Annotated in this window: 11 protein-coding genes; 4 read left to right on the top strand and 7 right to left on the bottom strand. The window is 51.0% G+C overall.

Translation table 11 applies throughout. The annotated features are described in order from the left end of the window. Window positions 1–309: 309 nt before the first annotated feature. Complete coding sequence (gene ribA / locus VGM55_RS18990; protein ID WP_154186879.1) at window positions 310–900, top strand: GTP cyclohydrolase II; 591 nt, start codon at window positions 310–312, stop codon at window positions 898–900. 46 nt (window positions 901–946) lie between these two features. On the opposite strand, the gene acnA is transcribed toward ribA, so the two are convergent. From acnA to topA, 6 genes are all read right to left on the bottom strand, one after another. Next, the gene (acnA, locus tag VGM55_RS18985; RefSeq protein WP_331636342.1) at window positions 947–3,622 is read right to left on the bottom strand and encodes an aconitate hydratase AcnA; all 2,676 of its coding nucleotides are present in this window, start codon (window positions 3,620–3,622) and stop codon (window positions 947–949) included. Between the two features lie 284 nt (window positions 3,623–3,906). Beyond that, entirely contained in the window at window positions 3,907–4,005 is a 99-nt protein-coding gene (ymiC, locus tag VGM55_RS18980; RefSeq protein WP_331636340.1) for a small membrane protein YmiC, read from the bottom strand. A gap of 157 nt (window positions 4,006–4,162) precedes the next feature. Further along, complete coding sequence (locus tag VGM55_RS18975) at window positions 4,163–4,345, bottom strand: hypothetical protein (RefSeq protein ID WP_331636339.1); 183 nt, start codon at window positions 4,343–4,345, stop codon at window positions 4,163–4,165. Next, the gene (locus VGM55_RS18970; RefSeq protein WP_016536690.1) at window positions 4,336–4,464 is read right to left on the bottom strand and encodes a YmiA family putative membrane protein; all 129 of its coding nucleotides are present in this window, start codon (window positions 4,462–4,464) and stop codon (window positions 4,336–4,338) included. Before VGM55_RS18970 ends, VGM55_RS18975 begins: the two co-directional genes overlap by 10 nt. Window positions 4,465–4,810: 346 nt before the next feature. After that, the gene (cysB, locus tag VGM55_RS18965) at window positions 4,811–5,785 is read right to left on the bottom strand and encodes an HTH-type transcriptional regulator CysB (protein ID WP_038471909.1); all 975 of its coding nucleotides are present in this window, start codon (window positions 5,783–5,785) and stop codon (window positions 4,811–4,813) included. A gap of 201 nt (window positions 5,786–5,986) precedes the next feature. Then, complete coding sequence (gene topA / locus VGM55_RS18960) at window positions 5,987–8,584, bottom strand: type I DNA topoisomerase (RefSeq protein WP_331636338.1); 2,598 nt, start codon at window positions 8,582–8,584, stop codon at window positions 5,987–5,989. Window positions 8,585–8,984: 400 nt separating this feature from the next. On the opposite strand from topA, the gene VGM55_RS18955 reads away from it, so the two are divergent. Continuing rightward, window positions 8,985–9,236: a YciN family protein gene (locus VGM55_RS18955; RefSeq protein WP_154186876.1), complete on the top strand. Its 252-nt coding sequence runs from the start codon at window positions 8,985–8,987 to the stop codon at window positions 9,234–9,236. Between the two features lie 140 nt (window positions 9,237–9,376). Here the strand turns inward: VGM55_RS18955 and sohB are convergent, their stop codons facing one another. Next, on the bottom strand, window positions 9,377–10,426 hold the full coding sequence (gene sohB / locus VGM55_RS18950) for a protease SohB (protein ID WP_331636337.1): 1,050 nt from the start codon (window positions 10,424–10,426) through the stop codon (window positions 9,377–9,379). Window positions 10,427–11,115: 689 nt separating this feature from the next. Between sohB and VGM55_RS18945 the strand changes: the two genes are divergently transcribed. Both VGM55_RS18945 and VGM55_RS18940 read left to right on the top strand, forming a co-directional pair. Next, window positions 11,116–11,532, top strand: coding sequence for a Rha family transcriptional regulator (locus VGM55_RS18945; RefSeq protein ID WP_331636336.1), 417 nt, complete (start codon window positions 11,116–11,118; stop codon window positions 11,530–11,532). A 103-nt stretch (window positions 11,533–11,635) separates the two neighbouring features. Continuing rightward, complete coding sequence (locus tag VGM55_RS18940; protein ID WP_331636334.1) at window positions 11,636–11,917, top strand: hypothetical protein; 282 nt, start codon at window positions 11,636–11,638, stop codon at window positions 11,915–11,917. The last annotated feature ends 337 nt before the right edge of the window (window positions 11,918–12,254 follow it).

Here is a 12,254-nt window from a genome sequence, read left to right as displayed (position 1 = left end):
CATTGCCACCTGGGGTTCATTGCCAGCCGCTGAACCAGACGATTAACGGCATGATTAACAGAAGAATTGTGCCTGCTGCGATGCGTTGTGCGATTGCCTGCATGAAGACCTCATGGTAATGAAAGCCCTTAAAGAATAACCGAAAAATGTCCGCGATGGCTAAACCGCTTCATGATAATTGGCAAAAATGGCTTTTTAATCCGCCAATGAAGCGAAGTACTGCGCGTTATGGCAAAATGTCCGGCAGTAACGTACAGGCCAGACCGCTGGCAGACACTGCGGTGTCGATATAAGTACCTGGAGAATCACATGCAGCTTAAACGAGTGGCAGAAGCCAAACTGCCAACCCCATGGGGCGATTTCCTGATGGTGGGTTTTGAAGAAGTGGCAACCGGGCAGGATCATGTTGCCCTGGTTTTCGGTGATATTAGCGGGGAACAACCTGTTCTCGCGCGCGTTCACTCCGAGTGCTTAACCGGTGATGCCCTGTTCAGCCTGCGCTGTGACTGTGGCTTTCAGCTTGAAGCGGCGCTGACGCAAATTGCCGAGCAGGGTCGTGGCGTGCTGCTTTACCATCGCCAGGAAGGCCGCAATATTGGCCTACTGAATAAAATCCGCGCCTATGCGCTGCAGGATAAAGGCTACGACACGGTAGAGGCTAACCACCAGCTCGGCTTCGCGGCCGATGAGCGCGACTTCACTCTGTGCGCCGACATGTTCAAGCTGCTGGGCGTAGACGCTGTGCGGTTGCTGACCAATAACCCGAAAAAGGTCGAGATACTCACCGAGGCTGGGATCAATATCGTTGAGCGCGTGCCGCTGATCGTTGGCCGTAACCCGAAAAATGCGCACTACCTGGACACCAAAGCCGCCAAAATGGGCCATCTGCTGTCTGAGTAAAACCGCTGGTTTAATAAAAAAGCCCCTTCCGGGGCTTTTTTATTTCTTACTTCAGCATGTTTCTAATCACGTAGTGCAGGATGCCATCGTGGCGGAAATAGGTAAGCTCATTACCGGTATCGATACGGCAGCGGCAGTCAATAACCTGCTTACGCCCATCGTCAAAGGTCAGCGTGACGGGGACCTCCATGCCAGGTTTCAGCTGATTTAACCCGTTAATATCCAGCTTTTCCTCCCCCGTTAAGCCAAGTGTTTTACGCGTTACGCCCTGAGGGAACTCAAGCGGTAAAATGCCCATACCGATAAGGTTAGAGCGGTGAATGCGCTCGAAAGATTCGGCGATAACGACCCGAACCCCCAACAAACGAGGCCCTTTCGCCGCCCAGTCACGGCTTGAGCCGGAGCCGTACTCTTTACCGGCAACTACGGCCAACGGCACTCCCTGCTCTTTATAACGCATCGCCGCGTCATAAATGGAAAGTACCTCTTCGCCCGGCAGCAGCCGCGTCATACCGCCTTCAATACCCGGCACCATTTCGTTACGAATACGGATGTTGGCAAACGTCCCGCGCATCATCACTTCGTGGTTGCCCCGGCGCGAACCGTAGGAGTTAAAGTCCCCGCGCTCAACGCCATGCCCCTGCAGATAGCGCCCTGCAGGACTGTCAGGCTTGATGCTGCCAGCCGGAGAGATATGGTCAGTGGTGACAGAATCCCCAAGCATGGCGAGCACCCTGGCACCATGAATATCTTCCACAGGTTTAGGCTCTGCGCCCATATCGTCAAAGAACGGCGACAGCCGGATATAGGTTGAGTCATCCTGCCAGCCGTAGGTTGCCGAGCGTTCTACTTCGATACTGCGCCACTCCTCAGTGCCTTCGAATACCTCAGCGTACTCTTTGCGGAACATATCAGTGGTCACCTGCGCGACGGCGGTGGCAATTTCCTGGCTACTCGGCCAAATGTCTTTCAGATAAACCGGGGCGCCGGTTTCATCATGCCCCAACGGCTCTTTGGTCAGGTCAATATTCATGTTCCCGGCAAGCGCATAGGCCACCACAAGCGGCGGAGATGCCAGCCAGTTCGTTTTTACCAGCGGATGAATACGCCCCTCAAAGTTACGGTTACCAGAGAGCACCGCGCCAACGGTGAGATCGCCTTTTTTAATCGCCTGCTCGATAGGATCCGGCAACGGACCCGAATTACCGATGCAGGTTGTACAGCCGTAGCCAACCAGGTTAAAGCCTAACTCATCGAGATACGGTGTTAATTTCGCTTTCGCCAGGTAGTCAGATACCACCTTCGAGCCCGGCGCAAGCGAAGCCTTTACCCATGGCTGCGGCTTCAGCCCGAGTTTGACAGCTTTTTTCGCCAGCAGCCCCGCGGCCATTAGCACGCTCGGGTTTGAAGTGTTGGTACAGGAAGTGATTGCGGCAATCACTACCGCGCCATCCGGCAGCGGGTATTCATGGCCGCCCAGGGTGTAATTAACCGGGTTACGATCTTTATGGGAAGCATTCACTTCCAGTTCGTTGCTGGCGGCGAAGGCTTGAGGGACGCCGCCAAGTGGGACGCGATCCTGAGGCCGTTTTGGCCCGGCAAGACTCGCCTCCACGTCGTTCATATTCAGCGCCAGGGTGCTGGTAAATACGGGCTCATCGCCGGTGTTACGCCACATGCCTTGCGCCTTCGCATAGGCCTCAACCAGCGCAACCTGCTCTTCGCTGCGTCCGCTGAGGCGCATATAGTCGAGGGTCACGCCGTCAATCGGGAAGAAGCCACAGGTAGCGCCGTATTCTGGAGACATGTTGGCGATAGTCGCCCGGTCAGCAAGCGGCAGTGAGTCAAGGCCATCGCCGTAAAACTCAACAAATTTGCCGACCACGCCGTGCTTGCGCAGCATCTGGGTAACGGTCAGTACCAGGTCCGTGGCGGTGATCCCCTCACGCAGTTTACCGTCAAGCTTAAAGCCGACAACATCGGGGATCAGCATAGAGACAGGCTGACCCAGCATTGCGGCCTCGGCTTCAATACCCCCGACGCCCCAGCCAAGTACGCCAAGGCCGTTGATCATCGTCGTGTGGGAGTCGGTGCCCACCAACGTATCCGGGTAAGCAATAAACTCCCCGTTCTGTTCTTCGCTCCAGACGGCTTTGCCCAGGTACTCAAGGTTCACCTGGTGGCAGATGCCGGTGCCGGGTGGCACTACGCTGAAGCGGCTAAAAGCCTGCTGTCCCCAGCGCAAAAAGACATAGCGCTCGTGGTTACGCTCCATTTCAAGGCGAACGTTTTCTTCGAAGGCGTCATTGTCGCCAAAATGGTCCACGGTAACGGAGTGGTCAATAACAAGATCGACCGGGGAAAGCGGATTTACTTTTGCCACATCACCGCCGAGACGCTTCACGGCTTCTCGCATGGCAGCAAGGTCAACAACTGCCGGCACGCCGGTAAAATCCTGCATCAGCACGCGGGCAGGACGATAGGCAATTTCGCGGTCGGCGTGGGCCTGTTTTAGCCAGTCGGCCAGCGCCTGAATATCCTCCCGGGTGACAGAGTCTTCATCCTGCCAGCGCAGCAGGTTCTCCAGCAAAACTTTTAGCGACTTAGGTAAACGACTGATATCCCCAAGCTGTTTTGCGGCCAGCGGCAGGCTGTAGTAATGCCAGGTTTTATTTAGCGCCCGTAGAGTGTCCTTACTGGCTTCGCGTAGGGTTAACGACATAGCTCCTCCTTTATGACAGGGATAGCGAGTGCCCTGATTATCAGCAGGGTCACTATTAAAGATAACACAAACTTGTCGTAACGATTTGATAACAACCCAAATTGATAAATGACGCGAAGAGGCTTAACCGTGAATAAACAAAAACGCCCCGGGGGTTAGCCAGGGCGTGATACAAAGCATACAAGATTATCTGCTGATGCTATTCGTGCTTAACAGTACATCGTTAATTACTGAACATGTCGTTAGCGGTATGACACCCAGCGGCTAGCCACGCGGTGCAGAGATTAATTAGCAAGAGAACGAAACATCTCTATCCAAAACAAAGCAGACAGAGCAAACGCTCCCATCCAGGACCAGTATTTAATGGCGCTGTGGTTATTCATAGACTTCACTCGATGTTGCAATATGCAATAAGACTGATTAATTAATCAGTCGCCAGTATGAATTGCTGCGTGTAATTATCAGTAAATAACTTGTTTCCCTACGGTAAATAAATTGAACTCGTTGTCCGTAGAGAAAATAAACAGTTTAATAACGAATTTATTGTTTTTTGCTGTCGTCTTCAGAAAACAAATCTATAAAAGCCTGCTGCTGTGTGGTCAACTCCCAGCCTTCAGGCGCCGTGTTTTCGCTTTTTTTCTCAACCTTTTGTGGTTTTCCGCTGTTGCGGGCAACGACTTTTTGTGAAAGAACCCTATCCCGAGTAGACATGGCTACCCCCAAAATTTCCAGGCAACCAGCGCCACGACCAGCCAGAACAAGGCTGAAACCAAAAACACCGCTATCCACGCCTTGCGTTTCAGCGCCGGATCCCTTTGCGGTTGTTCACTTCCTGATGACATTGCTAGCCTCATACAATCGACACCACTTATCGTAACATTTCCAAACAATCGGTATAACTAATCGCCAGTTGGGATTAATCCTAAAGAAACTCTAGCTCAAAAGCCAGAAAAATTGCGCAATGAGAAGGAGAAAAGATTTAATCTTTTGACCTGAAATAAATAATCGAAACACAAAGTTTGCACAACTACGAATTATTTACTAGCTGTGTCTCTTAATTGCGACACAATAACCATTGGTATAATGTGGCTTATTAGAAAGAAATGGGAATAGATGAGGAAATGCGTTTAATTCTTGTTTAATAAATAGCGAGGGTATCTTCGGATTTACCGAAGATACCCTGGGGAATTATTTGGCCGGTAATTTTATATCTTTAAACATCGCTTCAATATCTTCATTTGAGCGTAACGCTACCGCGGTATCCACTACGTCACGAGTTAAATGAGGGGCGAAACGCTGAATAAAATCATACATATAACTGCGAAGGAAGGTACTACGACGGAAACCAATTTTCGTCGTGCTGTGACTGAAGACACCCTGGGCTTCAATGCGTACCAAATCCGGGTCAGAAATCGGGTCCACCGCCATGCTCGCAATCACCCCTACCCCCAGGCCCAAACGAACATACGTTTTAATGACGTCGGCGTCGGTTGCGGTGAAGACAATGCGCGGCGTTAATCCTGCACGATTAAAGGCGGTGTCCAGCTCCGAACGCCCGGTAAAGCCGAAGGTATAGGTCACCAATGGATATTGCGCCAGCTCTTCAATCGTCACGGACTCTTTTGACGCCAGCGGGTGATCCGGCGTCACGACAATGGAACGGTTCCAGTGGTAACAAGGCAGCATCACCAGGTCGTCATAGAGGTGCAAAGCTTCTGTTGCGATGGCAAAGTCCGCATTTCCCTTAGAAACGGCCTCTGCAATCTGCGTAGGCGAGCCCTGGTGCATATGCAGAGAGACACGAGGATAACGCTCAATAAAGCCTTTAATCACGCCAGGCAACGCATAGCGTGCCTGGGTATGGGTTGTCGCGACATACAGCGAGCCTTTATCCGGCCAGGTATGCTCACCGGCAACGGACTTAATAGCATCCACTTTAGAAAGTACCTCGCGGGCAATGCGGATAATCTCTTGCCCGGCCGGCGTCACCTGGGTCAGGTGTTTTCCGCTGCGGGCGAAGATCTGAATGCCCAGTTCGTCTTCCAGCATACGAACTTGCTTACTGATCCCCGGCTGGGAGGTATAAAGCCCCTCGGCCGTGGAAGAAACATTAAGGTTATGGTTGACGACTTCAACGATATAACGAAGCTGCTGTAATTTCATGACTTACCGTCCAGGGTCAAAGGCCCCGGCACGAAAATGGCGGGGGTTAAGACGTAGAAAAAACGAAAATTGACATTGCTTTACTCACTATATCAGTTATAGCTACTTTGTATAGATGCGATGAAAAGATAATAAACGAGTTATATAAAGCAGTATAAAAAAACCGGAGCCAGGCTCCGGTTTTCTCATCTTCAGGCAGGCTTATTTCTTGCCGACAACCCACTTGCCGTCGACGAAGAAGGCGGACCAGCCGGTCGCTTTACCCTCTTTTTCGGAGGCAACGTACTGCTGCTTCGTTTTACGGCTGAAACGCACAAAGGCTTTATTACCTTCAGGATCTTCCTGAGGGGCATCGGCCAGATAGCGCAGTTTTTCCGGCAAACGGTCCCGGAAGCGGTAAAGCTCTTCGACCAGCGGCGCACGCGTTTCACGAGATTTCGGGAAGGTGTTCGCCGCCAGGAATACGCCAGCCGCACCATCGCGCAGCACAAAATAGGCATCCGACTTCTCACACGGCAGTTCTGGTAACGGCACCGGATCTTCCTTCGGCGGTGCAACTTCCCCGTTACGCAGGATCTTACGGGTATTCTTACACTCGTCGTTGGTACAGGCCATGTACTTCCCGAAACGCCCCATTCTCAGGTGCATTTCTGAACCGCACTTCTCGCATTCCACGATCGGGCCGTCATAACCTTTGATACGGAACTCGCCTTCTTCGATTTCGTAGCCGTCGCAGGTCGGGTTATTACCACAAACGTGCAGCTTACGCTTCGGATCGATAAGATAGCTGTCCATCGCCGTGCCGCATTTCTGGCAGCGACGTTTGGCGCGCAGGGCGTTGGTTTCCGCGTCATCTCCTTCCAGCACGTTAAGAACTTCATTCTCTGGCACCAGATTGATGGTGGTTTTGCAGCGCTCTTTCGGCGGTAAGGCATAGCCTGAACAGCCAAGGAAAACGCCGGTACTCGCGGTGCGGATCCCCATCTTACGACCACAGGTCGGGCAATCGATGCTGGTCAGCACCATCTGATTCGGGCGCATACCGCCCTCTTCCGGATCCTGCTCAGCTTTCTCAAGCTGACCGCTGAAATCACTGAAGAAATTATCCAGTACGCCTTTCCACTCGGCCTGATTGTTCGCAACCTGGTCGAGGCTGTCTTCCATTTGCGCGGTGAAGTCGTAATTCATCAGCTCACGGAAATTTTCTTCCAGACGGTCGGTAACGATCTCACCCATTTTCTCGGCGTAGAAACGGCGGTTTTCAACGCGCACGTAGCCACGATCCTGGATGGTAGAGATGATCGACGCGTAAGTTGATGGACGCCCAATCCCGCGTTTTTCCAGCTCTTTAACCAGGGAGGCTTCACTGAAACGTGCAGGCGGCTTGGTAAAGTGCTGAGCCGGCAGCAGTTCAACCAGAGACAGCGTTTCGCCAGGATTCACCGCCGGCAAGGTCCGGTCTTCATCACCTTTACGCAGCGCAGGCATCACTTTTGTCCAGCCATCAAAGCGGAGAGTACGGCCGCGTGCCTTAAGGCGGTACTCACCGGCTTCAACCGTCAGCGTGGTAGAATCGTACTTCGCAGGCATCATCTGGCAGGCAACAAACTGGCGCCAAATCAGCTGATAGAGCTTCTGTGCATCAGCTTCCATGTCCTTCAACGCTTCAGCGTGAACGGTCACATCAGAAGGACGAATTGCTTCGTGCGCTTCCTGAGAGTTGTCTTTGCTGGCGTACTGATTGGCATCCGCTGGCAGATATTTTTTACCGAAGCTCTCTTCGATATAACCGCGCACCATGCTCACCGCGTCCTGGCTCAGGTTGGTTGAGTCAGTACGCATATAGGTAATGTGGCCCGCCTCGTAAAGACGCTGTGCCATCATCATGGTTTTCTTCACGCCGAAGCCAAGACGCGTACTGGCGGCCTGCTGAAGCGTGGAGGTGATAAACGGCGCACCAGGCTTGCTGCTGGTCGGCTTATCTTCACGATCCAATACGGTGTAGCGCGCTTTCTCAAGCAGGCTAACCGCCGCCATAGTTTGCTCGCGGTTAACCGGGCGGAAAGGTTTGTCTTTATGATGGCTAACCTGAACAGGCAGCGCATCGCCTTTCGGCGTGGACAGGTTAGCGTCAATTTCCCAGTACTCTTCCGGCACAAACGCTTTAATTTCACGCTCACGCTCGACCACCAGGCGAACCGCTACCGACTGAACGCGCCCGGCGGACAGGCCTCGCGCAATTTTTTTCCATAGCAGCGGCGAAACCATATAACCCACCACGCGGTCCATAAAGCGGCGCGCCTGCTGGGCGTTAACACGGTCAATATTCAGCTCGCCCGGCTTTTCAAACGCCTGACGAATCGCATTCTTGGTAATTTCGTTAAATACCACGCGGCTGTAGCGCGTGTCGTCGCCACCGATCACTTCCCGCAGGCGCCATGCAATGGCTTCCCCTTCGCGGTCAAGGTCGGTTGCGAGATAGATGTGGTCTGCTTTTTCTGCCAGAGATTTCAGCTCGGAGACCACTTTCTCTTTGCCCGGCAGCACTTCGTAGTGAGCATCCCAGTTATGCCATGGATCAACACCCATGCGATTGACGAGCGCTCCGCGTTCATCCTTTTTGACCTTTTTGGTCCCTTTGGCGGCAGCAGAGTCAGCGCTCTTCTTGGTGGTTGATCCACTGGTCGGCAAATCGCGGATGTGACCGACGCTGGATTTAACCACGTAGTCATTACCGAGATATTTGTTGATCGTTTTGGCTTTTGCCGGGGACTCAACGATGACGAGAGCTTTACCCATTTTCACCTTTACCTATTTAATTCTTCCAGGAATACGTCGCAAATTTTCACCTTCCACCGGCGACGCGCTTTTTTATATTGCGGCAGTGTAGAAGGAGATCAACTCTTTTTTTCAATAACCTGCATCACCAGTGGCTCACACGCCGGTTATTGAAAGCCAGAATTTTCGAGCAAGTGGCATAGCACGACGGAAGTTTGGTCGAATGTCAAGCAATTCTGTTGCCAGATTTGCGAAAGCGTCACACTCTACCTGATAAAATATGTTACGCAACTTTATTAGCATGCAATACCGGATCCCGCCAGCACGGTTAACCTTTTTAAGGCCACAGGGTTTACAGGGAAAATTTGCCCTTTTCCATTAAGCGGACGTAAACTAGCGCCAGTTTTTTAAGGAGAACATCATGCAAGAGACGACTCAGCCTATTGACCGCGAATCCCTCCTCGTGGAGGCGAACAAAATTATTCGTGAACATGAGGATTTCCTGCACGGGATGGAAGCCACCGGCGTGGAACAGAAAAATGGCGTACTGATATTTAGAGGGGAGTATTTCCTGGACGAGCAAGGTCTGCCAACGCCGAAGAGCACCGCGGTGTTTAATATGTTTAAACACCTGGCCCACGTGCTTTCAGATAAGTACCACCTGCAAGACTAAACGAAAAGCGAGGCTCAAGGGCCTCGCATGAAACTGCTGACAACGTTCATTTACCTTCCGACGACCAGAAGCAATGAATGATGTTCGGTGGTTTACCCTAACCCGCCGAAAACCACGTTTTTCGGAGAGTTATCATCAACTTATAGCAGCGGCTTTTCGCCACGCTGCCACCAGCGCAACAACAGGCGATCGAAGCTGTTCGCTGCGCTACCGGTGAAACGGTCCATCACTTTTTTACGCTGCAGATAGCGCACATTAATAGCGTCAAAATCTTTCATCATGCCAAGCAATAGGTCATCGCTGGTTGCAACGTCATCCACCAGTCCTTTTTCCTTCGCCTGAGAGCCGTACCAGTGCTCTCCCGTAGCAACCGCTTCGATGTCCAGCGTTGGACGCATACTGCTGACAAATTGCTTGAACAGGTGGTGCGTTTCGTTCAAATCTTCCCTGAATTTCTCACGCCCCTGCTCGGTGTTTTCGCCCAGCAGCGTCAGAGTACGCTTGTACTGCCCTGCGGTATGCAGCTCAACATCAATGTCATTGCGCTTGAGCAAACGATGGAAGTTAGGGATCTGAGCCACCACGCCAATTGAGCCGATAATAGAGAATGGAGCGGCCACAATACGCTGCGCTACGCAGGCCATCATGTAACCCCCGCTGGCCGCGACTTTATCCACCGCGACGGTTAACGGCACCTGCTTTTCACGCAGGCGCTGCAGCTGTGACGCTGCAAGTCCGTAACCATGTACGACGCCACCAGGGCTTTCCAGGCGCAGTAAGACTTCATCCTTCGGCTTCACCACGGACAGCACGGCTGTCACCTCTTCGCGCAGCGAAATCACTTCGTGAGCGTCCATGCTGCCTTTAAAATCGAGAACATAAAGCGTTGGCTTGCCCGAACTGGCCTTTTCGCCACGTTTTGCGCGTGCTTTAGCCTGTTTCGCTTCCAGCTTAAGTTTTTTCTTTTCCTCTTTATGCCACAGTTTCTGCTGGTGCGGGTCGAGCATCGCAACCTGCATCTCCTGCTGCATATCCTGATACTGTTCGCTTAGATTCGTCAGCCGTAATTCACCGCGCGCCTGTTTCTTACGTTGCGCAATGTTAACTAAAATGATGGCAATCGCGGCAATCGCAACCACAAAGGTCACCGCTTTAGCCAAAAAAAGTCCATAGTTAGCAATCAGATCCACATTTACCGCCTTTATCACTGAGCCTTGTTAATGTCGTTCAGTGTACCCGAGCAGGCACACGTTCGTCTGTAAGTAACTATAAAGGCAGCAAGCGTGCTTCTTTAAGAGATTTGCCGCGGGGAAATTTTTGCAAAATGTTAATCCTCAACATTGTCTCTTGCTGGCTGATTGAAATGCGCCCACCTTTCAGGCACAAAGATACACCCCATAAAATAAAATTAATTATTATCAACAACTTAAGTAAATAATAAGTTCAAAAAACACACAGTAAAACACCACAAAATACCGTAACTCACAACAATGGATTCAATGAGTTACGATAAATATCGAATGCATTTTTACATGTTCACAGCGAAAACAACAAAAAATTATCGTTCCTTCCTTTATATACAGTGCGCTAATTTTTCGGAAAGTTGACACCATGAGGTTTTTTTTCGATACTCGCCATGCACCAGCAAAATCTGGTGCCGGGATTCGAACCCCGGACACTACAGAGGCGACAACGACGCGCTAGCGTCTTTTTTATTGTCGTTTGCATAGCCACACCTTCGCATTATGGTGGGGCGTGCAGGGGAGCTGAAAGGCTCGCCGGGTCCTTTGTAGCCGGTAGTTCGAACCCTGTACGTCTCACCACCCTAAGATTCGAACCTGACGGTGGTGATCATCCTTACTACAAAGGAATCTTCACTATGAAAAATTCACAATCGTTAGAACCGATCTCTGCAGTCATCCCCGAAATCATCATTCACAATAGCCGCGCGGTGACCACCTCGATCGCTGTAGCAAATTATTTTCAAAAACGACACGATAACGTGATTGATAAAATTCGCGCAGTTATGGCTGATTGCGATCCTGCATACCATCTCCTGAATTTTAAGGAGGTGGTTCGTGAGGTGCCTGGTGGTGACGGGGCCATGCGAAAAATGCCGATGTTCGAACTAACCCGCGATGCTTTCGTGCTGATCGTGATGGGCTTTACTGGCAAGAAAGCCCTCCAATGGAAAATCGACTACATCAATGCCTTCAATAAAATGGAAGCTGAGCTACATCAGCGTGCAGTCCAGTCGCAAGGTACCGACATGCTCCCCGGCAACTCGCATGAATAAAGTTTAAACCACTTCTAAAGTGCTTCTATATCTGGTCGTTCAGCAGAGTACACAGCGACTTCACGGTATATGGAAATAAATCTTACCACTACAAGGATATGTTATGGATGCAAATATAATGATTTGTACCGCTATTCTTCAGTCACTTTCCGGTGATTTTGGGAAAGATTATCCGGTAAACCGTCTGACAAAATGTATCAAAATCGCAGGTTCTGTTGAGAACTGCCATAAAGCAATTGCCTGCCTTAACCAGATGTCTTTGATTTCCGTGGTCACCACTACATGTTTTAAAACAGGAGAATCTGTCAGCTATCCTGTTCTCAAGGAAAATGTACACAAACTGGTAGAGCGCCACGGCGCAATTAACATCCTTTCTACCCGGTGAAAACCTCGATGGTAATCAGCGGACGCAAACACCATACGGCCATTCTGCTCGACATTTTCCAGCTCTCTGCTATTAATTTCTATATAACTGTATGCGTGAACTCCAATACAGAAAGAACCGCGCTTTGCCCTACTATCACCAGTAGGGCATTTTTTTACTACGCGACGCATCTCTTGCAGGCAATTGATTTTACAGTGTGAACCGCCCCGGTTTTCCGGGAGAGTGTTTTGTCTGTGAACTCAGGCTGCCAGATCCTTATTCCCGATGGAAGCGTACCAGGCCTTTTCCGCTTCTGCCGGTGGGATATGACCCAGCCGTTCCAGTAACCGTTTGTTGT

This window comes from Cedecea sp. (genome assembly GCF_036500665.1).
Taxonomy (GTDB): domain Bacteria; phylum Pseudomonadota; class Gammaproteobacteria; order Enterobacterales; family Enterobacteriaceae; genus Cedecea.
Note: the sequence above shows the minus strand (reverse complement) of the source record. Positions and strands in the feature narration are given on the sequence as shown.

Excerpts from the sequence above, each read along its gene's own strand:
- ribA (WP_154186879.1), top strand. The coding sequence starts at position 310 with ATGCAGCTTAAACGAGTGGCAGAAGCCAAACTGCCAACCCCATGGGGC.
- acnA (WP_331636342.1), bottom strand. The coding sequence starts at position 3,622 with ATGTCGTTAACCCTACGCGAAGCCAGTAAGGACACTCTACGGGCGCTA.
- ymiC (WP_331636340.1), bottom strand. The coding sequence starts at position 4,005 with ATGAATAACCACAGCGCCATTAAATACTGGTCCTGGATGGGAGCGTTT.
- VGM55_RS18970 (WP_016536690.1), bottom strand. The coding sequence starts at position 4,464 with ATGTCATCAGGAAGTGAACAACCGCAAAGGGATCCGGCGCTGAAACGC.
- cysB (WP_038471909.1), bottom strand. The coding sequence starts at position 5,785 with ATGAAATTACAGCAGCTTCGTTATATCGTTGAAGTCGTCAACCATAAC.
- topA (WP_331636338.1), bottom strand. The coding sequence starts at position 8,584 with ATGGGTAAAGCTCTCGTCATCGTTGAGTCCCCGGCAAAAGCCAAAACG.
- VGM55_RS18955 (WP_154186876.1), top strand. The coding sequence starts at position 8,985 with ATGCAAGAGACGACTCAGCCTATTGACCGCGAATCCCTCCTCGTGGAG.
- VGM55_RS18945 (WP_331636336.1), top strand. The coding sequence starts at position 11,116 with ATGAAAAATTCACAATCGTTAGAACCGATCTCTGCAGTCATCCCCGAA.
- VGM55_RS18940 (WP_331636334.1), top strand. The coding sequence starts at position 11,636 with ATGGATGCAAATATAATGATTTGTACCGCTATTCTTCAGTCACTTTCC.